This is a genomic window from Acinetobacter sp. ABJ_C1_1, assembly GCF_044684115.1.
In the GTDB taxonomy this organism is placed as follows: Bacteria; Pseudomonadota; Gammaproteobacteria; order Pseudomonadales; family Moraxellaceae; genus Acinetobacter; species Acinetobacter nosocomialis_A.
In genome coordinates, this window is the sequence record NZ_JBITPU010000014.1 from 17040 (window position 1) to 40359 (window position 23320).

Here is a 23320-nt window from a genome sequence, read left to right on the forward strand (position 1 = left end):
TTGAGGACATTTTTTTATTTTTATAGATCCCATAAAATAAAAAAGACCGGCATAAAGCCGGCCTTTTCCGAATAATATCAATTATTCAGCTGAAGTGTTAACTTCACGATCTACAAGCTCAACGTAAGCCATCGGTGCTGCATCACCAGCACGGAAGCCCGCTTTAAGAACACGTAGATAACCGCCGTTACGTTCTTTGTAACGAGGGCCGAGTACGGTAAATAATTTACCTACAGTTGCAGCATTACGAGTACGAGCAAATGCTAAACGACGATTTGCTACAGTATCGTTTTTTGCTAGAGTGATTAAAGGCTCAGCAACACGACGTAATTCTTTAGCTTTAGGCACAGTTGTTTTGATCAACTCGTGTTCAAATAAAGAATTAGCCAAGTTTTGGAACATCGCTTTACGATGGCTGCTTGTACGGCCTAATTTCACACCACTATTACGATGACGCATGGTGATAGTCCTACTTAATTAACGGCTACGATAGGCAAAACGGTCGTCCATACGAAGACTAGCTGGTGGCCAGTTTTCAAGACGCATACCGAGTTGTAAGCCTTTCGATGCCAAAACATCTTTGATCTCTGTTAACGATTTTTTACCAAGGTTAGGAGTTTTTAACAACTCAACTTCAGTACGTTGAACGAGATCACCAATGTAGTAAATATTTTCTGCTTTCAAACAGTTAGCAGAACGAACAGTAAGCTCTAGATCATCTACTGGGCGAAGCAAGATTGGGTCAACTTCTTCACGAGGTTCTTGAGCAACTGGAGTTTGGTCTTTCTGAAGATCAACAAAAATTGCAATTTGTTGTTGCAAGATTGTTGCCGCTTTGCGGATTGCTTCTTCAGGATCAACCGTTCCATTTGTTTCAAGATCGATTACCAGTTTATCTAAATCGGTACGTTGTTCAACACGCGCATTTTCAACGGTGTAAGAAACACGTTTAATTGGGCTATAAGAAGCATCTAATTGTAAACGACCTACAGGACGTGTTTCACCTTCAGGGAAACGAGAATCAGAAGTTTCATAACCACGACCTTGAGAAACTTTCAAGCGCATTTTTAATGAACCTGAAGCACTCAAAGTACCGATTAAATGATCTGGGTTAACCACTTCAACATTATGAGGTAAACGAAGGTCAGCAGCAGTAATATCGCCAGGACCTTGTTTTTCTAATGTTAAATAAGCTTCATTTTGATCGAACAGCTTAATAGACAATCCTTTTAGGTTCAGCAAGAGCTCGACGATGTCCTGCTGCAAGCCTTCTAAAGTACTGTACTCGTGCTCGACACCTTCTATCTCTACTTCAACCACAGCAGCGCCAGGTAAAGAAGACAATAGAATGCGACGTAAAGCATTACCAAGAGTGTGGCCAAAACCACGCTCTAAAGGTTCTAGAATCACTTTTGCCGAGGTCCCGCTAACCGCTTCGACCTTGATCGCTTGCGGAGTTAGAAACTCGTTTGCAGTACGCGTCATTATTGCTACCTCAAGGATTATTTAGAATACAATTCTACAATCAAGCTTTCGTTGATTTCAGCAGGTAAATCAGAACGATCTGGTGCAGCTTTAAACGTACCTTCAAGTTTAGAATGATCAACATCAATCCAAGCTGGAATACCACGTTGAGCAGCTAATTCAATCGCGTTTTTGATACGCAATTGTTGTTTAGCACCTTCGTGAACCGCAATTACATCACCCGCTTTAACTTGAATAGATGCGATGTTTACACGACGACCATTCAAAGTAATGCTACGGTGACTTACTAACTGACGAGCTTCTGCACGTGTAGAACCAAAACCCATGCGATAAACAACGTTATCAAGACGGCTTTCAAGCAATTTCAACAAGTTCTCACCAGTTGCGCCTTTAACACGAGCTGCTTCTTTATAGTAGTTACTAAATTGACGCTCTAACACACCGTAAATACGACGGACTTTTTGTTTTTCACGTAATTGTAGTGAATACTCAGATTGCTTACCACCGCGAGCCTGACCATGTTGACCAGGTGCTTTGTTAGCTTTTTTAGTTTTGACGTCAAATGGTTTAACGCCAGATTTAAGTTGCAGGTCTGTCCCTTCGCGGCGAGAGAGTTTGCATTTTGGACCAATATAACGAGCCATGAATGTTTCTCCTTACACGCGACGTTTTTTAGGTGGACGGCAACCGTTGTGAGGAATTGGAGTCACATCGGTAATGCTGTTAATCTTATAACCCACTGCGCCTAATGCACGAACCGCAGACTCACGACCTGGACCAGGACCTTTTACAAGGACGTCTAGGTTTTTCAAACCGTAATCTAAAGCTGCTTTACCAGCAACTTCAGCAGCTACCTGAGCAGCAAACGGAGTTGATTTACGTGAACCACGGAAGCCTTGTCCACCTGAGGTGGCCCAAGCCAATGCATTACCTTGACGATCGGTAATCGTAACAATGGTGTTATTAAAAGACGCGTGAATGTGTGCAACACCTTCAGAGACGGTACGAGTGACCTTCTTGCGTGTGCGAGTATCTTTAGCCATCTTTTAGCTTCCAGAAATCTTACTTTTTAATCGGTTTGCGCGGACCTTTACGGGTACGTGCGTTAGTTTTGGTGCGTTGACCACGGACAGGCAAGCTGCGACGATGACGAAGGCCACGATAGCAACCTAAATCCATTAAACGTTTAATGTTCATGGAAATTTCGCGACGTAAGTCACCTTCGGTAGGAACCTTAGCAACTTCTGCACGAATCGCATCAAGCTGTGCATCGTCCAACTCACGGATCTTAGTAGTCTCAGTAATACCAACTGAAGCTAAGATATTCTTAGCAGTGTGGCGACCGATACCAAAGATATAAGTGAGGGAGATAACAGCATGCTTGTTATCCGGAATGTTTACACCGGCAATACGAGCCATTCACTTTCTCCAAAAAGGCAGTAGAGATAATCAACCGCCCCACAAAAATCTTGAGGGGCGGATATTAACCCAATTCGCCTACTGAAATCAACAGGTCTTGATTAGATTAACCTTGACGCTGCTTATGACGAGGTTCTGCGCTACAAATCACGCGAATAACCCCATTACGACGGATAACTTTACAGCTACCACAAATTTTCTTTACAGAAGCTTGTACTTTCATGATGAAACCTCTAAGTGCGCTTATCCCTTAGGATGAGCAGTCGTTTTTCTCATTAATGTTTGATTGTCATATTGATGAGATGTTAAATGCGCTTGTAGCTGAGCCATAAAGTCCATAACAACAACGACTACGATCAGTAATGAGGTACCACCCAAGTAGAATGGAATACCAAAAGAACTTTGTAGAATCATTGGCATCAAACAAATGACTGTAATATAAATCGCACCAATAAACGTCAAACGATTAAGAATATGATCTAAGTAACGAGCAGTTTGCTCACCTGGGCGAATACCAGGCACATAAGCTCCGCTGCGTTTTAGATTTTCTGATACTTCCTTAGGGCTAAATACTAAAGCCGTATAAAAGTAACAGAAAAAGATAATTAACGCACCAAAGAGCACCAAATACAAAGGCTGTCCAGGCGACAATACCAAAGCTAAATCTTGTAAGCTACGTTTAATTAAACCAGCACTCGGATCTGCACTACCTACCCATTGACCAAGACTTGCTGGGAACAATAGTAAAGAGCTTGCAAAAATCGCAGGAATCACACCAGCCATATTAATTTTTAATGGTAGATGTGTTTGCTGAGCTGTAAATATACGACGCCCTTGCTGCTTCTGCGCATAGTTTACTGGAATACGACGCTGTGCTTTTTCAATAAACACAATCGCAGCCAATACACCAAGAGACAAAAGACCAAAGATAACAAGACCAATTAAACTTGTTTGACCATTATCTACAGATGACACTGATTGCATAATTAACTTAGGCAAACCAGCTACAATACCTGCAAAAATAATCATTGAGATACCATTACCGATACCTCTTTCAGTGATTTGTTCACCTAACCACATTAAGAACATAGTTCCAGCGATAAGTGACGTAACCGCAGGGATATAGAACGCAAGTCCTGTAGACAGAGTAATACCCTGACCAATAAGACCCGCACACATACCTACTGCCTGAACCACTGCAAGTAGTAATGTACCTTGACGCGTATATTGATTAATTTTTCGCTTACCTTGCTCTCCTTCCTTTTTCAAGGCTTCAAGAGAAGGAATCACCGTTGACATTAACTGCACAATAATTGATGCAGAAATATAAGGCATGATCCCTAAAGCAAGAATCGACATTCGCTCTAAAGCACCGCCAGAAAACATATTGAATAGCCCAAGAATAGTTCCTTGGTTTGCATGAAATAAATTTTCTAACGCAGCATTATTAATGCCTGGTACTGGAATATGCGCTCCTAGTCGAAAGACCAGCAATGCACCGATTAGAAAACTCATCCGGCGAATAATTTCACGGTATTTCACATGAAATGGCTGACCTTTCATCATGTTGACATGACCTGAAGAACTAGGAGACATAGACACTCGAGATTACTCCTCGACTTTACCGCCAGCTGCTTCAATTGCAGCTTTAGCGCCTTTAGTCAATGCAACACCTTGAACAGTGAATGCACGAGTGATTTCACCAGAAAGCACGATACGAGCACGAATTTGATCGCGACGAACAACATTCGCAGCTTTTAAAGTTTCAAGGCTAACAATGTCGCCTTCCACTTTAGTTAACTCAGACAAACGTACTTCAGCAGTTTTTAAAGCGATTTGGCTAGTGAAACCGAATTTAGGTAAACGACGATAAATCGCTGTTTGACCGCCTTCGAAACCTGGACGAACGCCACCACTTTTACGTGATTTTTGACCTTTGACACCACGGCCACCAGTCTTACCAACGCCAGAACCGATACCACGGCCTAAACGACGGTGTTCACGTTTTGCACCTTCTGCAGGTGCAAGCTCATTTAAACGCAGAGTCATGGCTTATTCCTCTACACTAACCATATAGTAGACTTTGTTGATCATACCGCGGTTAGAAGGCGTATCTTGCACTTCTACAGTATGACCAATACGACGCAGACCTAAACCTTGTAAGCAAAGCTTGTGATTTTTCAAGCGATGTGAAGAAGATTTAGTCTGGGTAACTTTAATCGTTTTCATGATTGATTACCCTTGAATTTCTTCTACTGATTTACCACGTTTCGCAGCGACTTTCTCAGGAGAAGTCATATCACGCAAACCTTTAAAAGTTGCGTTTACTACGTTAGCAGCATTTGTAGAACCATAACATTTAGCAAGTACGTTATGTACACCTGCAGCTTCAAGAACGGCACGCATTGCGCCACCAGCGATTACGCCAGTACCTTCTGAAGCAGGTTGCATGTATACACGGCTTGCACCATGACGAGCATTCACAGGGTGTTGTAAAGTAGTACCAGCAAGGTCTACAGTGATCATGTTGCGACGAGCAGCTTCAAGTGCTTTAGATATAGCAGCAGGAACTTCACGTGCTTTACCACGACCAAAACCAACACGACCATTACCATCACCCACAACAGTTAATGCTGTGAAAGAGAAGATACGACCGCCCTTAACAACTTTGGCTACACGATCAACGGCAACCAGCTTTTCAACAAGACCTTCGTTTTGTTCAACTTTAGCCATGATTAGAACTCCAAGCCGTTTTCACGAGCAGCATCAGCCAAGGCTTTGATACGACCATGATATTTAAAACCAGAACGGTCAAATGCAACTTTAGTTACACCAGCTGCTTTCGCGCGTTCTGCGATTAAAGCACCTACTTTAGTAGCCGCGTCTACATTACCTGTAGTACCGCTACGTAAAGATGCATCCAAAGTTGAAGCTTGCGCTAAAACTTTGCCACCATCTGCTGAAATAACTTGAGCATAGATGTGACGCGGAGTGCGGTTTACACACAAACGAGTCGCACCCAATGCACGAATGTGCAAGCGTGTGCTTTTCGCACGACGCAAACGGGATTGTTTCTTTTCGTTCATAAGAACCTCGCGCCTTATTTCTTCTTAGCTTCTTTACGAAGAATGACTTCATCCGAATAACGAACACCTTTACCTTTATATGGTTCAGGAGCACGGTATGCACGGATTTCTGCCGCTACTTGACCTAACAACTGCTTGTTTGCTGATTTCAAAATGATTTCAGTAGCAGTTGGAGTTTCCGCTGTTACACCTTCTGGTAAAGCGTAGTCAATTGGGTGTGAGTAACCAAGGTTAAGGTTTACAACAGTACCTTTAACCGCAGCTTTATAACCAACACCAACTAGCTGCAACTTACGTTCGAAGCCTTCGCTAACACCTTTTACAAGGTTGTTCAATACAGCGCGAGCAGTACCAGCTTGCATCCAAGCATCTTTCGATTCTTTAACTGGAGCAAGTTGAAGTTTACCTTCTTCCTGTTTTAGCTCGACCAGCGCATGCAGGTTGAAAGACAATGTACCTTTAGTGCCTTTCACTTCGACCTGCCGGCCGTTCTGAGTAACTGCTACACCATTAGGTACAGTTACTGGGGCTTTAGCCACACGAGACATGAGGAATCACCTATTAAGAAACAAAAGCAATAACTTCACCACCAACGCCCGCAGCACGTGCAGCGCGATCAGTCATGATGCCTTTGCTTGTAGAAACAATTGCAATACCTAAACCTTGCTTAACGCTTGGAAGTTTATCTTTACCACGGTATTGGCGAAGACCTGGACGGCTTACGCGCTTAACCATTTCGATAACTGGTTTGCCTTCGAAATATTTTAAAGTAATTGTCAAAGTAGATTTTGTCTCTTCTTGAGCAACTTCTACATTTGAAATATAACCTTCTTGTTGAAGTACGTTTGCAATTGCAACTTTCAACTTAGAAGAAGGCATAGAAACAGTTTGTTTCTTAGCCATTTGTGCGTTACGAACACGTGTTAGCATGTCGGCAACGGTATCTTGCATACTCATTTAGTCGCTCCTTACCAGCTTGCCTTAACAACGCCTGGTACATCACCCTGCATTACTGTGTCACGTAATTTGTTACGGCTTAAACCGAACTTACGGAAGTAACCATGAGGACGACCAGTTAAACCACAACGGTTACGAAGACGTACCGGAGATGCATTACGTGGCAATGCTTGTAACTTTAACATCGCTTCGAAACGCTCTTCTTCACTTGCATTTACGTTTGCAATCGTAGCTTTTAATTCAGCACGTTTTGCAGCGTATTTAGCAACTGTTTTTTCGCGTTTCAATTCGCGATTAATCATACCTTTCTTAGCCATATCGACCTCTTATTTGAACGGGAAGCCGAATGCACGCATAAGCGCACGGCCTTCGTCATCGGTGCGAGCAGTCGTAGTAATAGTAATATCCATACCACGAATACGATCAATCTTGTCGAAATCGATTTCAGGGAAAACGATTTGCTCTTTCAAACCCATTGAGTAGTTACCACGACCATCAAATGATTTCGAAGAGAAACCACGGAAGTCACGGATACGAGGGATTGCGATTGAGATCAAACGGTCCAAGAATTCGTACATTTGGTCGCCACGTAAAGTAACTTTACAACCAATCGGCCAACCATCACGGATTTTGAAACCTGCGATAGATTTACGAGCAAGTGTAATTACTGGTTTTTGACCAGCAATTAATTGCATGTCGACTACAGCGCCATCTAATAATTTCTTATCAGTTGCAGCTGCGCCTACACCCATGTTTAGGGTAATTTTTGTGATGCGTGGAATTTCCATCACGTTCTTAATGCTAAGTTCTTCTTGTAACTTTGCTTTAAGTTCATCGTTGTAACGTGCTTTAAGTCTGGCCATTGCCTTTTCAACCTATTACTTCGCTACCGCCACTGATTCACCATTTGATTTATAAACGCGAGTTTTCACGCCATCAATCACTTGGTAACCAACACGGTCAGCCTTCTGGGTTGTAGCATTTAAAATTGCCACGTTTGAAATATGAAGCGAAGCTTCTTGAGTAACTACACCGCCTTCAGCGCCAGTTACACGGTTAGGCTTTTGATGCTTCTTCACTAAGTTAAGGCCTTCAACCTTAACGCGGTCTTCAGAAACAGACAATACAGTACCCTGTTTGCCTTTTTCTTTACCTGCGATCACGATAACTTGATCGCCTTTTTTAATCTTAGCCATGATTGCCTCTTATAGAACTTCAGGAGCCAATGAAATGATTTTCATGAACTGTTCAGTACGAAGTTCACGAGTCACTGGTCCGAAGATACGAGTAGCAATCGGAGCTTTGTTGTTGTTCAAGATAACTGCAGCATTATCATCAAAACGGATCACAGAACCATCTGGACGACGAATGCCGAATTTAGTACGAACTACAACCGCATTCATCACGTCACCTTTTTTAACACGTGCGCGTGGGATTGCTTCTTTTACAGTAACTTTAATAATGTCGCCAACAGAAGCATAACGACGATGTGAACCACCAAGTACTTTAATACATTGTACGCGGCGAGCACCACTGTTGTCTGCTACGTCGAGCATAGTTTCGGTTTGAATCATTGCCCTACTCCAAAACCGAGCATCACCGGTCACAATTTCGAAAGGCTCAAAGAGTACTCGAAATTGACCGATGATGCAACAAGAACGTCGAATTACTCAGCAGCTGCTTCAACTACTTCCACTAAAGTCCAAGCTTTAGTTTTAGAAATTGGGCGGCTTTCTTTAATGGTTACAACATCGCCAATTTTAGCAACATTGTTCTCATCATGAGCGTGTAACTTAGTTGAACGGCGAATTGACTTGCCATACAACGGGTGTTGAACGCGGCGTTCAATAAGAACAACAATAGATTTATCCATTTTGTCACTTACGACTTTGCCGGTTAACGTGCGGACTGTTTTTTCACTCATTGTCCGTTCCCCTGTTTTTCGGTAAGGAGTGTCTTAATACGAGCAATTGTCTTACGAGCAACTTGCACTTCGTGCGATTTACCCAACTGACCAGTTGCTTTCGCCATACGAAGACGGAATTGGTTAAGCTGTTGCTCATCAAGCAAAGCTTTCAACTCTTCTACCGATTTTTCACGTAGATCTTTAGTTTTCATTACATTACCGTCCGAGTCACGATAGTGGTTTTAAACGGAAGTTTAGCAGCAGCTAAAGCAAAAGCTTCACGCGCTAATTCTTCGTTCACACCTTCAATTTCGTACAGGATCTTACCTGGTTGGATCTGGCAAACCCAGTATTCCACGCTACCCTTACCTTTACCCATACGCACTTCAAGAGGCTTTTGAGTAATTGGTTTATCCGGGAATACGCGAATAAAGATTTTACCACCACGCTTAATACGGCGGCTAATAGTACGACGTGCAGCTTCAATCTGACGCGCAGTCATACGACCACGTTCAGTTGCTTTAATTGCAATCGAACCAAATGATACTGTACTACCACGATGCGCTAGACCAGTGTTACGGCCTTTGTGCACTTTACGGAATTTGGTACGTTTAGGTTGCAACATGGATTATTCTCCCTTGTCAGCAGCACGGTCACCGCGACGACCACGACGCTCTTGACCTTCACCACGACCACGACCACGTTTAGCTGGACGATCTTCAGCAGGAGCAGGGTTCATGACTTGTTTCATGCCACCTAAGATCTCGCCACGGAAAATCCAAACTTTAACACCAATCGTACCGTAAGTTGTTTCTGCACGCATAGTTGCATAGTCAATGTCTGCACGTAACGTATGCAAAGGTACACGACCTTCACGATACCATTCTGTACGAGCAATCTCTGCACCACCTAAACGGCCAGACACTTCAACTTTGATACCTTTAGCACCAGCACGCATAGTGTTTTGAACCGCACGCTTCATAGCACGACGGAACATAACACGCTTTTCTAATTGAGAAGCAATTGCTTCAGCAACTAAACGCGCATCTAAGTCTGGGCGATCAATTTCGTTGATACTTACTTGCGCTGGAACACCCATAATGCTGGTAAGTTCGCGCTGTAATTTCTCAATATCTTCGCCTTTTTTACCGATTACGATACCAGGACGAGCTGTGCTAATAGTTACTTTAGCAGCGCCTGATGGACGTTCGATAAGAATATTGCTTACCATCGCATTCTTAAGTTTTTTAGTTAAAAACTCACGAACTTGAAGATCTTTAAGCAAGTATTCAGCGTATTGTTTCGGATTCGCATACCAGTTAGCGTTATGACGTTTCACAACACCTAGGCGGATACCGATTGGATGAACCTTCTGACCCATATCAAACCCCTACCTTAACGGTGATGTGACAAGTACGCTTAGTAATACGATCTGCACGGCCTTTAGCACGTGGCATAATACGTTTAAGGCTCATGCCTTCATCAACGTAAATCGTAGAAACTTTAAGATCGTCAACATCTAAACTGTTATTGTGTTCAGCGTTTGCAATCGCAGATTCCAATGCTTTTTTTACTAAAACAGCAGCTTTTTTATTGCTGAAGTTTAAGATGTTTAAAGCATGCGCAACAGATTTGCCGCGAATAAGATCTGCAACCAAACGTGCTTTTTGTGCCGAGATAGCGGCACCGCGTAATTTAGCAGTTACTTCCATCATGACACCTATTAACGTTTAGATTTCTTGTCAACACCGTGACCACGATAGGTACGAGTTGGCGCGAATTCACCGAGTTTATGACCAACCATATGCTCAGTAACAATTACTGGAACGTGATTACGACCATTATGAACAGAGATTGTTAAACCAACAAAATCTGGAAGGATCATCGAACGACGAGACCAAGTTTTGATCGGCTTGCGAGAGTTACTAGCAACAGCCGCTTCAACCTTAGCGAACAAGTGCGCATCGACGAATGGGCCTTTTTTCAGAGAACGAGGCATTAGTCAGATTCCTTTACTTGACGCGACGGTCGCGAATAATCATCTTAGTCGTACGCTTATTGGTACGTGTCTTGTACCCTTTAGCTTTTTGACCCCATGGGCTTACAGGTTGAATACCTTTGTTACGCCCTTCACCACCACCGTGTGGGTGGTCAATCGGGTTCATCGCCATACCACGTACGGTAGGACGAACACCACGCCAGCGTGAAGCACCAGCTTTACCCAATGAACGAAGGTTGTTTTCTTGGTTAGAAACTTCACCAATTACAGCGCGGCATTCAACGTGTACTTTACGCATTTCGCCTGAACGAAGACGAATAATCGCGTAAGAACCATCACGACCCAACAACTGAACAGAAGCACCAGCAGAACGCGCTAATTGCGCACCCTTACCAATTTTAAGTTCAACGTTATGAAGTGTAGAACCGATCGGCATGTTACGAAGTGGCAAGCAGTTACCTGGACGAATTGGAGCATCGTTACCAGATTGTACTTTATCGCCAGCACGTAAACCTTTAGGTGCAATGATATAACGACGCTCACCGTCAGCATATTTCAATAAAGCAATATGTGCTGTACGGTTTGGATCGTATTCAATACGCTCTACAACAGCTGGGATGCTGTCTTTGTTACGTTTGAAGTCAACGATACGGTAGTGTTGTTTATGACCACCACCAACGTGACGAGTAGTAATGTGACCGTTGTTATTACGACCACCAGTACGTTTTTTAGCTTCAACCAACGGTGCGTAAGGAGCGCCTTTGTGAAGATGGTCATGAACCACTTTCTCTACAAAGCGACGTCCTGGAGACGTTGGCTTACATTTTTGAATCGGCATAATTTTCGTCCTTATTCCGCTGCGCTTTCAGCGGTATCGCCCAAGTCAGCCATTTCAACATCTTGGCCGGCTTTCAGGGTGACGTATGCTTTTTTAACATCAGAACGACGTCCTAATGTACGACCAAAGCGCTTAGTCTTACCTTTAGTAATAGTTGTGTTAACTTTAACAACTTCTACACCAAAAAGTTTTTCAACTGCTTTTTTGATTTCAAGCTTAGTAGCATTGATGTCTACTTTAAATACTTGAACACCAACAGTATCACCTAAAACTTGTGCCTTTTCTGAGAAGACTGGTCCTTTAAGGACTTGATAGATACGTTCGTTGTTCATCCGAGTTCTACCTCAATTTTCTTAGCAGCAGCTACAGACATCACAACTTTATCAAACGCGATCAAGCTTACAGGATCGATTGCAGTTGCATCTACCACATCTACATGCGGAAGGTTGCGTGCTGCAAGATATAAGTTCTCATCTACAGCGTCAGTAACGATTAATGCACGAGCAGCATTTAAGTCGTTAAGTTTTGCAAGCAATTCTTTAGTTTTTGGAGCTGCAACAGCAAACTCTTCAACTAACACAAGGCGATCTTGGCGAACAAGTTCAGCTAAGATACATTGCATTGCACCGCGGTACATCTTACGGTTTACTTTTTGAGACCAATCTTGTGGACGAGCAGCAAAAGTTTTACCACCACCAACCCAGATAGGGCTACGAATAGAACCCGCACGAGCACGACCAGTACCTTTTTGACGGAATGGTTTTTTACCACCGCCAGAAACGTCTGCACGCGATTTTTGAGCACGAGTACCTTGACGACCACCTGCTAAATAAGCAGTAACAACTTGGTGTACAAGAGCCTCGTTAAATTCACGTCCGAAAGCAACTTCAGACAATTCAACAGCAGAGCCGGAAACAGTTTTCAAATTCACGGTATTTCCCCTCAGGCCTTGATGGTAGGACGTACAATTACGTCACCGCCAGTTGCACCAGGAATTGCACCTTTAACAACTAAAACAGAACGTTCAGCGTCAATAGATACGATTTCAAGACCTTGTACTGTTACGCGTTCATCACCTAAGTGACCAGCCATTTTTTTGCCTTTGAACACGCGTCCAGGAGTTTGGTTTTGACCTGTAGAACCTAATACACGGTGAGAAACTGAGTTACCGTGAGTAGCGTCTTGGGTACGGAAGTTCCAACGTTTAACACCACCTTGGAAACCTTTACCTTTTGATTGACCAGTTACGTCAACAATTTGACCAACTGTGAACAAATCAACGCCAATAGTACCGCCAACTTCACGACCGTCAAGCTCAGCTTCAGTAACACGGAACTCTTTAACTAAACGACCAGCAGCAACACCAGCTTTCGCGAAGTGACCTTTCTGAGCGTTAGTTACGCGAGATTCGCGACGTTCACCAGTAGTTACTTGAACAGCTTGATAACCATCAGTTTCAAGTGTTTTGATTTGCGTAATGCGGTTTGGATCGACTTCGATGACTGTAACAGGTACAGAAACACCAGCATCTGTAAAGATGCGAGTCATACCACATTTGCGACCGACTAAACCAATAGCCATGTGCATAAACCTCTAAAAAAGCGGCCTAATTAACTAATCGTTAATTAACCGAAAGCCTTAACCCAAAGCGATCTGAACATCAACACCAGCTGCAAGATCTAACTTCATCAATGCATCAACAGTTTTATCTGTAGGTTGAACGATGTCGATCAAACGTTTGTAGGTGCGGATTTCGTACTGGTCACGCGCATCTTTGTTAACGTGCGGTGAAGTAAGAACGTTGAAGCGTTCGATGCGAGTAGGCATCGGAATTGGACCACAAACTTGTGCGCCGGTACGCTTAGCGGTTTCTACGATCTCTTGAGCAGATTGATCAATCAGACGATGATCAAAAGACTTAAGACGGATACGAATTCTCTGGTTAGACATACCAGTAAACTCCAAGCCAAATATATAAAGAATCACCTTTGACGCATCTCACCTATTGGTAAGTGTCAAAGGCAGTGATAATCACCAAGGTCGTGATCGATGCCACGACTGTAATGCACATTTACTACTTTCTTCGCAGTAAATGCCCTCTTCTTGAGGGTCGCTCATTATAACGATTGTTTAAGTCTTATGCAATTCTCTTTTTCTATTTTTTGTTCAAATCCTGCTTTAGCCGAGTATGTGTAATTCATTCTATGCACTTATTACGAACTCGATCGCTTTATTTAAGAGTTGATTACCCTGTTCAAATTTTTGTGCTTCCGAATATTGCAGTTCTCTTGCCGATTGAACATATTCACCGTCAAAAATAGATAGCTCCTCTTCATTTTCAAGTAAGAGTTCTAAAGCTGCCGGTGTCATTTCCGGATGAAATTGAAAACCTAATACATTTTTCCCAATCTGATACATCTGATTACGACAAGCAACGTTCTCAGCTAAACGTATAGCGCCTTTAGGTATTTCAAATGTTTCACTATGCCACTGCATCACATTGATTTCTTCAGGTAGCGGAAAGCTTTCTTGGGGTAAGTTGGCAACTCTTTGAACTGTCGACCATCCAAGTTCTTGATAACGATTGCGACTAACAGCTGCACCTAATGCATTTGCAATTAACTGCCCACCTAGGCAAAGACCTATAGCAGGTTTTCCTGCCGCCAAATATCGACGCAACCATCTTTTTTCTATTTTAAGCCATGGATAGTTTGCCTCGTCATTTACACTCATGATTCCACCCATGATTAATAGTAAATCTACTTCTTCAATTCGTGGTAAAGCTTCTATTTCAAGTGACCGATCAACCGGAAGTGCAAAGAACTCCGTAGAGCTAATAGTGGCGTGATGAGCTTTTAAAAATGAATAACAGCTTCCAAACCCTTCGCCAGCAATATGTTGAAAATAGTGAACACGTAAATGCGACTTCATGCGCTTAAACCTATTGTTGTTAGAATGTTGGTTTGATCTTTGCAAAAATAAAGCCAAGTTTTTAGTGAATGTTACAGCAGTAACGAAACATCTTAGAATTAATCAAAAATCTAGCGAATAAGTGAGATTTCTCTTAATCTAATCTTATTATTTAAAGCATAGCGCCCCATGAAAAAGCATAACAATTTCCAAACCCGACTCATTCATGCACCACGAAAAGCACCTCAATTCATCGAGACCGTGCAACCTCCCTTATTTCGTGCATCGACTATTATTTTTAAATCGACTGCGCACCTTTTTGACCGTCATTGGACTAATCCTTATGACTATAGTTATGGTACACACGGTACACCAACAACGTTTACCTTAGGCGATAATATTGCCCAAATAGAGGGTGGTTCATACTGTTTACTTGCACCAAGTGGGTTATCTGCAATAAATCTAGTTAACTCTGCTTTTTTAGAAACAGGGGATGAAGTTTGGGTACCAGATAATATATATGGCCCAAATCTGGAGCATCTAAACTATTTAAAAGATCAATATGGTGTTAGCGTCAAAGTTTATAATTCAATTGATGCCTCAAGCTTTAGACCAACTGAAAAAACCAAACTTTTATGGATAGAAGCAGCAGGTTCTGTCACTCTCGAATTCCCTGATCTTAAAGAGTTAGTTAAAAAAGCAAAGGCACATGGAGTTGCAACTGCTTTAGATAATACTTGGGGAGCTGGACTTGCATTTAATGCTTTTGATTTCTCTGATGAGCACTTGTCAGTAGATTTAACTGTTCATGCGCTAACAAAATATCCAAGTGGTGGTGGTGATATTTTAATGGGAAGTGTTGTAACACGTGATGAGAAGTTACATTATCGTTTGTTCAGAATGCATGCTATTTTAGGAATTTCAGTATCTGGCGATGATACAGCTCAAGTTCAACGTAGCCTTGCCCACATGTCGTTAAGATATGAACAACAATCAAATAATACCAAAACACTGCTGAAATGGTTAAAGGAACAGCCGCAGTTTGCACAAGTTTTACATCCGAGTGATGAAGCTTCCCCAGGCCATCAATATTGGCAAGAGATTTGCACAACAGGTAAGAGTGCAGGATTAGTCAGTGTAATATTTAAACCTGATTATGACATTTCAGCAGTACGCCGTTTTTGTGATGCTCTTAAGCTATTTAAACTTGGCTTTAGCTGGGGTGGACCAGTTAGCCTTGTCATGCTTTATGATTTAAAAATGATGCGAAAACTTGAGAATACACATTTACAACAAGGTTTATTGGTTCGTTTGTGTATAGGTCTAGAAGATCCACAAGATTTAATTCAAGATATCGAAAGTGCACTGAAACATTTGTAAAACGACAACATCAATAGTGGCTCGCTCCAAGGGATAAAAATATATGGGTACACCGATTGTTATTGCTAAAAATATTAATGACACATCAAAAGAAATTGTTTTGCTTTCTCAATTTGCCAACCGGCATGGACTAATTGCAGGTGCTACAGGTACAGGTAAAACAGTCACATTAAAGGTGCTCGCAGAAAGTTTTTCTCGAATCGGTGTTCCCGTCTTTCTTGCCGATGCAAAAGGTGATGTTTCTAGCCTAGCAAAAGCTGGAGAGGCTTCAGATAAATTTAATGAACGCTTAAAGCTTTTACAAATTGATAGTGTTCCTTTTGCTGCCAATCCCGTTATTTTTTGGGATTTATTTGGGCAACAAGGCCACCCTATTCGGACCACTATTTCCGAGATTGGTCCAATTTTATTAGCACGTATACTTAACCTAAATGACACTCAAGAAGGTGTTTTATCTGCTGTGTTCCGCATCGCAGACGATCAAGGATTATTGTTAGTCGACTTTAAAGATTTAAAAGCCATGATCACATTTGTGAGTGAACATGCGGCAGAATTTAAAGCCGAATACGGCAATTTATCTCCAGCCAGTTTAGGAGCGATTCAGCGTAATTTGCTCGCTCTTGCCGACCAAGGTGGAGATCAGTTCTTTGGAGAGCCAGCGTTAAATATTCTGGACTTTATACAAACTGATGCTAATGGACTCGGCTATATCAACATTCTTGCTGCTGATAAGCTCATGAATACACCCAAGCTATATGCTACTTTCTTGTTATGGATGCTTTCTGAGTTATTTGAACAGCTTCCTGAAGTCGGTGATATGGATAAACCAAAACTCGTGTTTTTCTTCGATGAAGCTCACTTGTTATTTGATAATGCCAGTCAAGCTTTACAAGAAAAAATTGAGCAAGTTGTACGTTTGATTCGCTCTAAAGGGGTCGGTATTTATTTTATTACTCAAAATCCACTCGATTTACCAGAAAGTGTTTTGGGTCAACTCGGTAACCGCGTACAACATGCCCTACGCGCCTTTACACCTAAAGACCAAAAAGCAGTAAAAACCGCTGCGGATACTTTCCGCTCCAATCCTAATTTTAAAGTGGATGAGGCGATTACACAGCTAGCAGTAGGTGAAGCACTCATTAGTTGTCTAGATGAGCAAGGTACACCACAAATTGTCGAGCGCGGTTGGGTCATGCCTCCCTACTCTTCTTTTACGCCTATTACGCCTGAAGAACGGAAAACTCTGATTTCTCAAAGTATTATTGCTGGCGTCTATGAGCAAGCTGTAGATCGCGAGAGCGCCTATGAAATGCTTCAAAATAAAGTCGCTGAACGTGAGCAGCAAAAACAGGATGCTGAACTTGCCAAAGAGCAAGAAGCTTTAGCGAAGCAACAAGCTAAGGAACAAGAACGTTTAGCACGCGACCAACAGAAGGAAGAAGAACGCGCTGCGAGAGAACGAGCAAAACTAACTCAAGATATTGTTGGAACTTTTGCAAAAAGTGCTGCTCGAAGCTTAGGCGGCAGTACAGGACAGAAATTGGTACGAGGGCTACTCGGCTCATTATTTGGAAAATAAAAAAACTTAACTAGATCATAATTTTATTTTAAGGGATTTAATATCCCTTAATTTTTTTAAGGTTTTTGTAAAAAAGCTATTGCCACAATTTTTTTAAAGATGTACTTTAAATACATCTTATATAGCCAGATAATTAAGGTCTAGCCATGACTCCACAACAAATTGAACTCGTTAAATCTACTGTACCTGTATTACGTGAACATGGCGTTACGCTGACTACATACTTTTATAAACGTATGTTGAATAACAACCCAGAATTAAAAAACGTATTTAATCTTGATGATCAGACCAGCCTGCGTCAACCTCGCGCTCTTGCAGCGGCAGTCCTCGCGTATGCTGAAAATATTGAAAATCCTACAGTGCTTGCCAAAGCAGTTGAACGTATTACCACTAAGCATGTGAGTTTAGATATTCAACCAGATCAATATGCAATTGTGGGCGACAACTTACTTCATTCAATTAGTGAAGTTTTAAATGTTCCATTTGAATCAGAACTCATTGAAGCGTGGAAACAAGCTTACTTACAGTTGGCAGATATTTTAATTGGTGTTGAAAAACAAAAATATGAACAGCTTGAAAGCTTAAAAGGTGGATGGGCTGGCTGGCGTTCATTTGAAATTACACAAATTGATCCTCTTGAGTCTGGCAAGCGTTTTACATTAAAAGCGACTGATCATGAAGATGTACTGACTAGCCCAGCAAATGCTTTTATTTCAGTAAAAGTTCAGGTTCCAGATCAACAACTGGAACAACCTAAGGCTTTTAAATTTACAGAAGCTCAAGAGAACAATACTTATCATTTTGATGTTCAGCCTGAAGAAAACCATACAGAGTTTTCGGTCTCGAACATCTTGCTTGAACACTATAGAGTGGGTGATCAAGTACAAGTTTCAGCCCCTTTAACGCTGTAACTGAAAAAGCGCTAGCCTGAAAGTTTTATTCTTTAGACTTTCAGGCTAAGATGATCAACCTCTTAACCTTTAGTTTTTGGTGATCATGCAACTTAATAAATTTACCGATTATGCTTTGCGAATATTAATGTATGTCGCTCGCCCAAGTGACGCGCCCTACACAATTGCAGAAATCGCTCAAGATTTATATGTTTCGCAAAATCATCTCGTGAAGGTTGTCCATTTTATGGGTAAACAAGAGTGGATTATCACCATTCGCGGTAAAGGTGGTGGAATTCGCTTAAACCCCAAAGCCTTAGACTTAAAGCTCGGTGCAATTGTCCGAATTTTACAAGGTGACCATCAAATTGTTGAATGCAACACCCCACCGTGCGTTCTACGCTCGCATTGCGGTTTAAAAGGAATTCTTGATCAAGCTTTAGAAAGTTTCTATCAAAGTTTAGACCAATATACGCTGGGAGAAGTCTTACAACAGCCTAAATCTGCTTCAAACACCTCACCTATAGACTTTTTACAAATCTAGTGCCCGTAATTCTATTAATCTTTGCAAGCAAGCTTACTGAAAATTAGCAAGAATAACCAAGCTCCTTTATACTAGGCGCGAGCCCTCTCATTTAAAAAGTTATTTTTTATGCGTCGTAGTGAAAAATCGAAAGACACCAAAGCCAGACTCGCACCCAAGCAAAAGATCAGTTATGAAAAGAAACCAGATCCAGCAATCACAGCGTATGCTGTGCAATCTCTGAACTGGTTACGCCAAGCTGAATTTTTAATGAGTGCACCTAAATTGGCACTTTGTGTTGAAGATAGTGGCTACGAGATTGCTTTTGCAGGACGCTCAAATGCTGGTAAATCTAGTGCTATTAATGCTTTAACCAACAAAAAACAACTCGCACGTGCCTCAAAGAAACCTGGCCGTACTCAAATGATTAACTTCTTCAGCCTAGGTAATCCTGATCAACGCTTAGTTGACCTTCCTGGTTATGGTTATGCAGCTGTACCAGAAGATATGAAGCGTGTTTGGCAAAAAGAATTAGAAAATTATCTAATCCACCGTAAAAGCTTACAAGGATTAGTTTTACTTATGGATATTCGCCACCCTTTACAGCATTTTGACATGATGATGCTAGAGTGGGCTTATTCGCGTCATCTATTTGTGCATATTCTTTTAACCAAAGCAGATAAACTGAACCGCGGTCCAGCAAACAAAGTCTTGCTTGAAGTTAAACAACAACTAAAAAAAATGAAGCTTGATTTCTCTATTCAGCTTTTCTCATCACTTAACAAATTAGGTTTAGAAGAACTCGCAAGTGTGATGGCTGGACGTCTGCACTTTACGCTTGATCAAGAGCCAGAATTTGACGTTGACGCGATCCCTGAAGCAAGCGATGAGGATGCTGAAGAGTAAATCATCAAAACAGATACAATTTCTTTATTAAATTTATATTCAATTGGCCCCTATTGCTAAACACAAATGTAGGGGCTTTTTTTATACTCGTTATAACTTCATCGAGTTAAAAATCAGGACTAAATGATGAAATTGCTATCTTTTTTGAAGAATAAGGCTTTAGGTTCTTCTATTGATTATAAAATTCTTCCACGCAAGGTAAAATTTGACTGGAAAGATACCCCTGTAGACTGGATTCCAAACCAACCGTTTGCAAGTTATTTTATTAATGAAATTAATAATATCCTGCCTGCTGGAGAGTTCTGGTTCTGCCGACTCTATAACAAAGTTTTGCCTCGTATTACCGATGAAAAACTTAAACAGGATGTTCAAGCATTTATTCGCCAAGAAGCAATGCATGCCAATGCACACACTTCTGCCAATAAAGAATATTTAAGCGCACGTAATATTGATATCCAGAGAAATCTGGACATTATGAATTATCTATTTACCATCGCTTTGGCAGATAAACCTTTTGACAAAGAAGTTCCTCAATTCTTGCAAGAGCAATGGGATTTATTCCGTTTAGGCGTTATTGCCACTGTTGAACATATGACCTGTGTACTCGGTAAATATGCGCTTTACAACAAACGTTGGGAAGAATTAGGCGCAGATCCTGAAATGGTCGATCTGGTTAAATGGCATGGTTCAGAAGAAATTGAACACCGTACCGTAGCTTTTGATTTATACCGCCATTTAGGAGGTGGTTATATCCCACGTTACTATTTAAGCCTTGCAGTGATTGTACTGGTACTTGGATTATGGGTAGACGGCGCTGCACATATTATGAAGCAAGACCCTCGCTTTGCTGATGCTGCCAAGTCGAGATTTTTTCCAGCATGGGTTGCTGTAGAGTGGTATAAAATTAGCCGAAAAGATAATCAGGTTTTGCCAAACCCAATCTGGCTTATTGCTCAGCAAATTGACTACCTTATGCCTTGGTATGATCCGGTCAAAGAAGGTAGCACTGAAGATGCGGTAAGTTATTTATCTCAATCTCCAGCAGCAAAAAGAGCCGAGCTACAAGCCGCTTAAAAATAAAAAAGCAGGATATAAATCCTGCTTTTTTATTGAGTGATCAGATACTGATATCTTTATCTTTTGTATATCGATCTACAACCACACTAATCATCATATCGCCCTGAACATTTACCACTGTTCTTACCGTATCAAGTAGACGGTCGATTGGAAGTAAAATTGCAATCGCTTCTGCTGGCAAGCCTACAGACTGTAAAACCATAATCATGGTGACCATACCCGCGCTCGGGATTCCCGGTGCTCCAAGTGATGCAATCATTGCTGTTAAACACACGACAATTTGCTGGGTCAGATTTAAATCTAGTCCTACTAGATTTGCCACGAACAGTGCAGCTGCTGCTTCATATAGTGCGGTACCATCCATGTTGAGCTGCGTACCTAATGGAATCACAAAGCCCGCCGTTTGAGGACGTACGCCTAAGTTTTCTTGTGCACATTTCATACTCAGCGGCATTGTGGCAGAGCTAGAGCTGGTTGCGAATGCAGTAATTAAAGCTGTACGTGTGCCTTTGAAAAAAGTCCAAGGACTCATACGACCAAAAATCCAAAGCAGTAATGGTAGAACAACAGCACCATGAAAAATAGTAGTTCCGGTTACCACAACGGCAAATTCAGCCAGTCGACTTAATACTGAAATGTCTTCTGTCGCCATTAACTTAGCAAGTAATGCAAAAATTCCTAATGGCGCCAACTTCATGACCCAGCCTACTAGCATCATCATCATTTCAAAAAACTGATGACTCAATAAGCGGATACTCTTAAAGCGCTCACCACCATGAACTAAAGCAACACCCACAAATAGTGCAAACACGACAACCGCCAAGACATTTCCATCACTAAATGCTTTAAAGGGGTTAATTAAAGTATTTTGAATAAAATTAGTGAAGAAAGTTGCTGGGTTTAAACTATCAGGTGCTTGATAATTTTGCATAGATGTCTGAAAAATAGAAATATCTATGCCACGTCCAACCTCAAATAAATGAGCACAACTAATACCTAAAATTAGGGCTAAAGTCGTTGTAGTTAAACAGCATAAAAATGTAATTTTCCAGACTGGCCCTAGCTGCCCGCCCGCTTGTAGGTTTGATACCCCCACAACAATCGAACTGAAAATTAAGGGCACCAAAAGCATTTTAAGAAGCCCGATAAAAACACTACTTAATATTCCAAGCCCATATAAACTATGTTTTACAAAAGCAGTGTCTGGATACATGGTGAGTAGGAAGCCAAAGGCTAGACCTAAAATCGCGGCAATCAGAATTTGTGTATTTAAGTTCATATCAACATTATTTTTTTCAGTAGGCAATCCTTTTGCAAATATGACATGAGCTTGCTTTTCATTCGAGCAATTTTTTGTCACATCCTTTGAATTAAAAATAAAAAAGCCATCTTTTCGATGGCCCTTTATTATTTATTGCGTTTCAATTTCCCGCAAACGAATCAAACCCTCTTGCACCGTACTACATACAAGTTGGCCATTTTGCCACATACGGCCAAAATTCAGTCCGCGAGAAGCTGCACTAACCGTTGCCTCCATGTCATAAAGCATCCATTCATCAGCACGAAGTGGACGATGGAAATAAATGGCATGATCAATACTGGCGCATTGCAAACTTGGAGAAATATAGCTTAAGCCATGTGGTCTTAAAGCCGTAGTCATTAAAGTAAAATCTGAATAAAACGCCACAATTGCTTGGTGTAAAGCAATATCATCTAGCTGTTTTGGAATGCGATCATGGGTACGAATATAGTGCGCATTAAACGGCGCTTCTGGCTGAGGCTGAAATGGATTGACCGGATCAATCGGACGAATTTCAACATGACGCTCACGCATGAAACTTGCACGAACATTCTCTGGTACAAAATTAAGAATTCCTTCTTTCAGTTCACTTTCCGATTTTAATGTCTCAGGAGCTGGGTATTCTGGTTCTGAATGCTGGTAATTCAAACCTTCTTCAGGGTTGGCGAAAGACACCATTGCCGAGAAAATAACTCGTCCATGCTGAATTGCCCGAACTTGACGGCTGACAAAGCTTTTTCCATCACGCAAACGATCTACTTCATAGATGATTGGAGCATTAATGTCGCCACCATATAAAAAGTAAGCATGCATAGAATGCGCAGGACGATCTGTTGTATAAGAGGCAGCACGTAAAGCCTGACCTAAAACCTGACCTCCAAAAACACGTTTACCGACCAAATTACGGCTAATTCCACGGTAAATATTTTCTTCAAGCTTTTCTAAAGTGAGCAGCTCAACCAGTTCTTGGGTTAACGCATTCATGAGAGATACCTTCATATTGCAGGCAAAATTGGTATTAAAGGACAGATGTGTAGAATCTATTGTGCCATAAAAAACTATTTG

36 protein-coding genes and 2 pseudogenes are annotated in these 23320 nt (G+C 41.6%); 7 read left to right on the forward strand and 31 right to left on the reverse strand.

Going from position 1 to position 23320, the window contains the following annotated elements; all coding sequences use genetic code 11:
• Nucleotides 1–81 precede the first annotated feature (81 nt).
• The 29 genes and pseudogenes from rplQ to ACG59Z_RS14800 form a co-directional block, all read right to left on the reverse strand.
• Nucleotides 82–459: a 50S ribosomal protein L17 gene (gene rplQ / locus ACG59Z_RS14660; RefSeq protein WP_002049717.1), complete on the reverse strand. Its 378-nt coding sequence runs from the start codon at nucleotides 457–459 to the stop codon at nucleotides 82–84.
• 18 nt (nucleotides 460–477) lie between these two features.
• Entirely contained in the window at nucleotides 478–1485 is a 1008-nt protein-coding gene (locus ACG59Z_RS14665; protein ID WP_004705386.1) for a DNA-directed RNA polymerase subunit alpha, read from the reverse strand.
• Nucleotides 1486–1502: 17 nt separating this feature from the next.
• Nucleotides 1503–2129: a 30S ribosomal protein S4 gene (gene rpsD, locus ACG59Z_RS14670; protein ID WP_002049716.1), complete on the reverse strand. Its 627-nt coding sequence runs from the start codon at nucleotides 2127–2129 to the stop codon at nucleotides 1503–1505.
• Nucleotides 2130–2141: 12 nt separating this feature from the next.
• A complete protein-coding gene (rpsK, locus tag ACG59Z_RS14675; RefSeq protein WP_001040166.1) occupies nucleotides 2142–2528 on the reverse strand; it encodes a 30S ribosomal protein S11 in 387 nt (128 codons plus the stop codon).
• 19 nt (nucleotides 2529–2547) lie between these two features.
• The gene (gene rpsM, locus ACG59Z_RS14680) at nucleotides 2548–2904 is read right to left on the reverse strand and encodes a 30S ribosomal protein S13 (RefSeq protein WP_263614651.1); all 357 of its coding nucleotides are present in this window, start codon (nucleotides 2902–2904) and stop codon (nucleotides 2548–2550) included.
• Nucleotides 2905–3010: 106 nt separating this feature from the next.
• Nucleotides 3011–3127 carry a 50S ribosomal protein L36 gene (rpmJ, locus tag ACG59Z_RS14685; RefSeq protein WP_000867907.1) on the reverse strand — a complete coding sequence of 39 codons (117 nt, stop codon included), beginning with the start codon at nucleotides 3125–3127 and terminating at the stop codon, nucleotides 3011–3013.
• A gap of 20 nt (nucleotides 3128–3147) precedes the next feature.
• Nucleotides 3148–4467, reverse strand: coding sequence for a preprotein translocase subunit SecY (gene secY / locus ACG59Z_RS14690; protein ID WP_191001672.1), 1320 nt, complete (start codon nucleotides 4465–4467; stop codon nucleotides 3148–3150).
• Nucleotides 4468–4512: 45 nt separating this feature from the next.
• The gene (rplO, locus tag ACG59Z_RS14695; RefSeq protein ID WP_002049750.1) at nucleotides 4513–4953 is read right to left on the reverse strand and encodes a 50S ribosomal protein L15; all 441 of its coding nucleotides are present in this window, start codon (nucleotides 4951–4953) and stop codon (nucleotides 4513–4515) included.
• 3 nt (nucleotides 4954–4956) lie between these two features.
• Nucleotides 4957–5133 carry a 50S ribosomal protein L30 gene (gene rpmD, locus ACG59Z_RS14700; RefSeq protein WP_000849088.1) on the reverse strand — a complete coding sequence of 59 codons (177 nt, stop codon included), beginning with the start codon at nucleotides 5131–5133 and terminating at the stop codon, nucleotides 4957–4959.
• A 6-nt stretch (nucleotides 5134–5139) separates the two neighbouring features.
• The gene (gene rpsE / locus ACG59Z_RS14705) at nucleotides 5140–5637 is read right to left on the reverse strand and encodes a 30S ribosomal protein S5 (RefSeq protein ID WP_001141025.1); all 498 of its coding nucleotides are present in this window, start codon (nucleotides 5635–5637) and stop codon (nucleotides 5140–5142) included.
• A gap of 2 nt (nucleotides 5638–5639) precedes the next feature.
• Nucleotides 5640–5990 carry a 50S ribosomal protein L18 gene (rplR, locus tag ACG59Z_RS14710; protein ID WP_002049741.1) on the reverse strand — a complete coding sequence of 117 codons (351 nt, stop codon included), beginning with the start codon at nucleotides 5988–5990 and terminating at the stop codon, nucleotides 5640–5642.
• A gap of 14 nt (nucleotides 5991–6004) precedes the next feature.
• A complete protein-coding gene (gene rplF / locus ACG59Z_RS14715) occupies nucleotides 6005–6538 on the reverse strand; it encodes a 50S ribosomal protein L6 (protein ID WP_004705382.1) in 534 nt (177 codons plus the stop codon).
• Between the two features lie 13 nt (nucleotides 6539–6551).
• The gene (gene rpsH, locus ACG59Z_RS14720) at nucleotides 6552–6947 is read right to left on the reverse strand and encodes a 30S ribosomal protein S8 (RefSeq protein WP_002049732.1); all 396 of its coding nucleotides are present in this window, start codon (nucleotides 6945–6947) and stop codon (nucleotides 6552–6554) included.
• Between the two features lie 11 nt (nucleotides 6948–6958).
• Nucleotides 6959–7264 (reverse strand): 30S ribosomal protein S14, encoded by a 306-nt coding sequence (rpsN, locus tag ACG59Z_RS14725; RefSeq protein WP_002049689.1) that lies wholly within the window; start codon nucleotides 7262–7264, stop codon nucleotides 6959–6961.
• Nucleotides 7265–7273: 9 nt separating this feature from the next.
• Nucleotides 7274–7810, reverse strand: a complete 537-nt coding sequence (gene rplE, locus ACG59Z_RS14730; protein ID WP_044119300.1) for a 50S ribosomal protein L5 — start codon at nucleotides 7808–7810, stop codon at nucleotides 7274–7276.
• Nucleotides 7811–7825: 15 nt separating this feature from the next.
• A complete protein-coding gene (rplX, locus tag ACG59Z_RS14735) occupies nucleotides 7826–8143 on the reverse strand; it encodes a 50S ribosomal protein L24 (protein ID WP_002049703.1) in 318 nt (105 codons plus the stop codon).
• 9 nt (nucleotides 8144–8152) lie between these two features.
• Complete coding sequence (gene rplN, locus ACG59Z_RS14740) at nucleotides 8153–8521, reverse strand: 50S ribosomal protein L14 (protein ID WP_001982634.1); 369 nt, start codon at nucleotides 8519–8521, stop codon at nucleotides 8153–8155.
• A 92-nt stretch (nucleotides 8522–8613) separates the two neighbouring features.
• Entirely contained in the window at nucleotides 8614–8871 is a 258-nt protein-coding gene (gene rpsQ, locus ACG59Z_RS14745) for a 30S ribosomal protein S17 (protein ID WP_001291845.1), read from the reverse strand.
• Entirely contained in the window at nucleotides 8868–9065 is a 198-nt protein-coding gene (gene rpmC / locus ACG59Z_RS14750; RefSeq protein WP_000849928.1) for a 50S ribosomal protein L29, read from the reverse strand. Before rpmC ends, rpsQ begins: the two co-directional genes overlap by 4 nt.
• Complete coding sequence (gene rplP, locus ACG59Z_RS14755; RefSeq protein ID WP_002049688.1) at nucleotides 9065–9478, reverse strand: 50S ribosomal protein L16; 414 nt, start codon at nucleotides 9476–9478, stop codon at nucleotides 9065–9067. Before rplP ends, rpmC begins: the two co-directional genes overlap by 1 nt.
• Nucleotides 9418–10234: pseudogene (rpsC, locus tag ACG59Z_RS14760) on the reverse strand (30S ribosomal protein S3). Before rpsC ends, rplP begins: the two are co-directional and overlap by 61 nt.
• Before the next feature lies 1 nt (nucleotide 10235).
• Complete coding sequence (rplV, locus tag ACG59Z_RS14765; protein WP_001982638.1) at nucleotides 10236–10565, reverse strand: 50S ribosomal protein L22; 330 nt, start codon at nucleotides 10563–10565, stop codon at nucleotides 10236–10238.
• An 11-nt stretch (nucleotides 10566–10576) separates the two neighbouring features.
• Entirely contained in the window at nucleotides 10577–10852 is a 276-nt protein-coding gene (rpsS, locus tag ACG59Z_RS14770) for a 30S ribosomal protein S19 (protein ID WP_001138119.1), read from the reverse strand.
• Between the two features lie 13 nt (nucleotides 10853–10865).
• Complete coding sequence (gene rplB / locus ACG59Z_RS14775) at nucleotides 10866–11690, reverse strand: 50S ribosomal protein L2 (protein WP_002049686.1); 825 nt, start codon at nucleotides 11688–11690, stop codon at nucleotides 10866–10868.
• 11 nt (nucleotides 11691–11701) lie between these two features.
• Nucleotides 11702–12022, reverse strand: a complete 321-nt coding sequence (gene rplW, locus ACG59Z_RS14780) for a 50S ribosomal protein L23 (RefSeq protein WP_002049693.1) — start codon at nucleotides 12020–12022, stop codon at nucleotides 11702–11704.
• Nucleotides 12019–12621 (reverse strand): 50S ribosomal protein L4, encoded by a 603-nt coding sequence (gene rplD / locus ACG59Z_RS14785; RefSeq protein ID WP_002049755.1) that lies wholly within the window; start codon nucleotides 12619–12621, stop codon nucleotides 12019–12021. The genes rplW and rplD overlap by 4 nt, the downstream gene beginning before the upstream one ends.
• A gap of 11 nt (nucleotides 12622–12632) precedes the next feature.
• Nucleotides 12633–13271, reverse strand: a complete 639-nt coding sequence (gene rplC, locus ACG59Z_RS14790) for a 50S ribosomal protein L3 (RefSeq protein ID WP_263614652.1) — start codon at nucleotides 13269–13271, stop codon at nucleotides 12633–12635.
• Between the two features lie 57 nt (nucleotides 13272–13328).
• The gene (gene rpsJ / locus ACG59Z_RS14795; RefSeq protein ID WP_000070912.1) at nucleotides 13329–13640 is read right to left on the reverse strand and encodes a 30S ribosomal protein S10; all 312 of its coding nucleotides are present in this window, start codon (nucleotides 13638–13640) and stop codon (nucleotides 13329–13331) included.
• 252 nt (nucleotides 13641–13892) lie between these two features.
• Nucleotides 13893–14621, reverse strand: coding sequence for a type 1 glutamine amidotransferase (locus ACG59Z_RS14800; protein ID WP_400199992.1), 729 nt, complete (start codon nucleotides 14619–14621; stop codon nucleotides 13893–13895).
• 168 nt (nucleotides 14622–14789) lie between these two features.
• Here ACG59Z_RS14800 and ACG59Z_RS14805 point away from each other — a divergent pair, with 168 nt between their 5' ends.
• From ACG59Z_RS14805 to ACG59Z_RS14835, 7 genes and pseudogenes are all read left to right on the forward strand, one after another.
• A complete protein-coding gene (locus ACG59Z_RS14805) occupies nucleotides 14790–15980 on the forward strand; it encodes a PLP-dependent transferase (protein WP_400199994.1) in 1191 nt (396 codons plus the stop codon).
• Nucleotides 15981–16023: 43 nt separating this feature from the next.
• Nucleotides 16024–17559 carry a helicase HerA-like domain-containing protein gene (locus tag ACG59Z_RS14810; protein ID WP_311069738.1) on the forward strand — a complete coding sequence of 512 codons (1536 nt, stop codon included), beginning with the start codon at nucleotides 16024–16026 and terminating at the stop codon, nucleotides 17557–17559.
• A gap of 25 nt (nucleotides 17560–17584) precedes the next feature.
• Nucleotides 17585–17703, forward strand: a pseudogene (locus ACG59Z_RS14815) (hypothetical protein).
• Nucleotides 17704–17705: 2 nt separating this feature from the next.
• Nucleotides 17706–18470 (forward strand): globin domain-containing protein, encoded by a 765-nt coding sequence (locus tag ACG59Z_RS14820; RefSeq protein WP_263614656.1) that lies wholly within the window; start codon nucleotides 17706–17708, stop codon nucleotides 18468–18470.
• Between the two features lie 85 nt (nucleotides 18471–18555).
• Nucleotides 18556–18993, forward strand: coding sequence for an Rrf2 family transcriptional regulator (locus ACG59Z_RS14825; protein WP_145849729.1), 438 nt, complete (start codon nucleotides 18556–18558; stop codon nucleotides 18991–18993).
• A gap of 108 nt (nucleotides 18994–19101) precedes the next feature.
• Nucleotides 19102–19878 (forward strand): ribosome biogenesis GTP-binding protein YihA/YsxC, encoded by a 777-nt coding sequence (yihA, locus tag ACG59Z_RS14830; RefSeq protein WP_005067265.1) that lies wholly within the window; start codon nucleotides 19102–19104, stop codon nucleotides 19876–19878.
• 123 nt (nucleotides 19879–20001) lie between these two features.
• Entirely contained in the window at nucleotides 20002–20952 is a 951-nt protein-coding gene (locus ACG59Z_RS14835; protein ID WP_400200000.1) for a metal-dependent hydrolase, read from the forward strand.
• Nucleotides 20953–20995: 43 nt separating this feature from the next.
• Here ACG59Z_RS14835 and ACG59Z_RS14840 read toward each other — a convergent pair whose 3' ends face one another.
• Both ACG59Z_RS14840 and ACG59Z_RS14845 read right to left on the reverse strand, forming a co-directional pair.
• A complete protein-coding gene (locus tag ACG59Z_RS14840) occupies nucleotides 20996–22261 on the reverse strand; it encodes a dicarboxylate/amino acid:cation symporter (protein WP_400200094.1) in 1266 nt (421 codons plus the stop codon).
• A 105-nt stretch (nucleotides 22262–22366) separates the two neighbouring features.
• Nucleotides 22367–23239 (reverse strand): acyl-CoA thioesterase II, encoded by an 873-nt coding sequence (locus tag ACG59Z_RS14845; protein ID WP_004705360.1) that lies wholly within the window; start codon nucleotides 23237–23239, stop codon nucleotides 22367–22369.
• Nucleotides 23240–23320: the final 81 nt, after the last annotated feature.

What these genes read in the sequence shown, in the direction of transcription:
- rplQ (WP_002049717.1), bottom strand. Translation starts at nt 459, where the DNA reads ATGCGTCATCGTAATAGTGGTGTGAAATTAGGCCGTACAAGCAGCCAT.
- ACG59Z_RS14665 (WP_004705386.1), bottom strand. Translation starts at nt 1,485, where the DNA reads ATGACGCGTACTGCAAACGAGTTTCTAACTCCGCAAGCGATCAAGGTC.
- rpsD (WP_002049716.1), bottom strand. Translation starts at nt 2,129, where the DNA reads ATGGCTCGTTATATTGGTCCAAAATGCAAACTCTCTCGCCGCGAAGGG.
- rpsK (WP_001040166.1), bottom strand. Translation starts at nt 2,528, where the DNA reads ATGGCTAAAGATACTCGCACACGCAAGAAGGTCACTCGTACCGTCTCT.
- rpsM (WP_263614651.1), bottom strand. Translation starts at nt 2,904, where the DNA reads ATGGCTCGTATTGCCGGTGTAAACATTCCGGATAACAAGCATGCTGTT.
- rpmJ (WP_000867907.1), bottom strand. Translation starts at nt 3,127, where the DNA reads ATGAAAGTACAAGCTTCTGTAAAGAAAATTTGTGGTAGCTGTAAAGTT.
- secY (WP_191001672.1), bottom strand. Translation starts at nt 4,467, where the DNA reads ATGAAAGGTCAGCCATTTCATGTGAAATACCGTGAAATTATTCGCCGG.
- rplO (WP_002049750.1), bottom strand. Translation starts at nt 4,953, where the DNA reads ATGACTCTGCGTTTAAATGAGCTTGCACCTGCAGAAGGTGCAAAACGT.
- rpmD (WP_000849088.1), bottom strand. Translation starts at nt 5,133, where the DNA reads ATGAAAACGATTAAAGTTACCCAGACTAAATCTTCTTCACATCGCTTG.
- rpsE (WP_001141025.1), bottom strand. Translation starts at nt 5,637, where the DNA reads ATGGCTAAAGTTGAACAAAACGAAGGTCTTGTTGAAAAGCTGGTTGCC.
- rplR (WP_002049741.1), bottom strand. Translation starts at nt 5,990, where the DNA reads ATGAACGAAAAGAAACAATCCCGTTTGCGTCGTGCGAAAAGCACACGC.
- rplF (WP_004705382.1), bottom strand. Translation starts at nt 6,538, where the DNA reads ATGTCTCGTGTGGCTAAAGCCCCAGTAACTGTACCTAATGGTGTAGCA.
- rpsH (WP_002049732.1), bottom strand. Translation starts at nt 6,947, where the DNA reads ATGAGTATGCAAGATACCGTTGCCGACATGCTAACACGTGTTCGTAAC.
- rpsN (WP_002049689.1), bottom strand. Translation starts at nt 7,264, where the DNA reads ATGGCTAAGAAAGGTATGATTAATCGCGAATTGAAACGCGAAAAAACA.
- rplE (WP_044119300.1), bottom strand. Translation starts at nt 7,810, where the DNA reads ATGGCCAGACTTAAAGCACGTTACAACGATGAACTTAAAGCAAAGTTA.
- rplX (WP_002049703.1), bottom strand. Translation starts at nt 8,143, where the DNA reads ATGGCTAAGATTAAAAAAGGCGATCAAGTTATCGTGATCGCAGGTAAA.
- rplN (WP_001982634.1), bottom strand. Translation starts at nt 8,521, where the DNA reads ATGATTCAAACCGAAACTATGCTCGACGTAGCAGACAACAGTGGTGCT.
- rpsQ (WP_001291845.1), bottom strand. Translation starts at nt 8,871, where the DNA reads ATGAGTGAAAAAACAGTCCGCACGTTAACCGGCAAAGTCGTAAGTGAC.
- rpmC (WP_000849928.1), bottom strand. Translation starts at nt 9,065, where the DNA reads ATGAAAACTAAAGATCTACGTGAAAAATCGGTAGAAGAGTTGAAAGCT.
- rplP (WP_002049688.1), bottom strand. Translation starts at nt 9,478, where the DNA reads ATGTTGCAACCTAAACGTACCAAATTCCGTAAAGTGCACAAAGGCCGT.
- rplV (WP_001982638.1), bottom strand. Translation starts at nt 10,565, where the DNA reads ATGGAAGTAACTGCTAAATTACGCGGTGCCGCTATCTCGGCACAAAAA.
- rpsS (WP_001138119.1), bottom strand. Translation starts at nt 10,852, where the DNA reads ATGCCTCGTTCTCTGAAAAAAGGCCCATTCGTCGATGCGCACTTGTTC.
- rplB (WP_002049686.1), bottom strand. Translation starts at nt 11,690, where the DNA reads ATGCCGATTCAAAAATGTAAGCCAACGTCTCCAGGACGTCGCTTTGTA.
- rplW (WP_002049693.1), bottom strand. Translation starts at nt 12,022, where the DNA reads ATGAACAACGAACGTATCTATCAAGTCCTTAAAGGACCAGTCTTCTCA.
- rplC (WP_263614652.1), bottom strand. Translation starts at nt 13,271, where the DNA reads ATGGCTATTGGTTTAGTCGGTCGCAAATGTGGTATGACTCGCATCTTT.
- rpsJ (WP_000070912.1), bottom strand. Translation starts at nt 13,640, where the DNA reads ATGTCTAACCAGAGAATTCGTATCCGTCTTAAGTCTTTTGATCATCGT.
- ACG59Z_RS14800 (WP_400199992.1), bottom strand. Translation starts at nt 14,621, where the DNA reads ATGAAGTCGCATTTACGTGTTCACTATTTTCAACATATTGCTGGCGAA.
- ACG59Z_RS14805 (WP_400199994.1), top strand. Translation starts at nt 14,790, where the DNA reads ATGAAAAAGCATAACAATTTCCAAACCCGACTCATTCATGCACCACGA.
- ACG59Z_RS14810 (WP_311069738.1), top strand. Translation starts at nt 16,024, where the DNA reads ATGGGTACACCGATTGTTATTGCTAAAAATATTAATGACACATCAAAA.
- ACG59Z_RS14820 (WP_263614656.1), top strand. Translation starts at nt 17,706, where the DNA reads ATGACTCCACAACAAATTGAACTCGTTAAATCTACTGTACCTGTATTA.
- ACG59Z_RS14825 (WP_145849729.1), top strand. Translation starts at nt 18,556, where the DNA reads ATGCAACTTAATAAATTTACCGATTATGCTTTGCGAATATTAATGTAT.
- yihA (WP_005067265.1), top strand. Translation starts at nt 19,102, where the DNA reads ATGCGTCGTAGTGAAAAATCGAAAGACACCAAAGCCAGACTCGCACCC.
- ACG59Z_RS14835 (WP_400200000.1), top strand. Translation starts at nt 20,002, where the DNA reads ATGATGAAATTGCTATCTTTTTTGAAGAATAAGGCTTTAGGTTCTTCT.
- ACG59Z_RS14845 (WP_004705360.1), bottom strand. Translation starts at nt 23,239, where the DNA reads ATGAATGCGTTAACCCAAGAACTGGTTGAGCTGCTCACTTTAGAAAAG.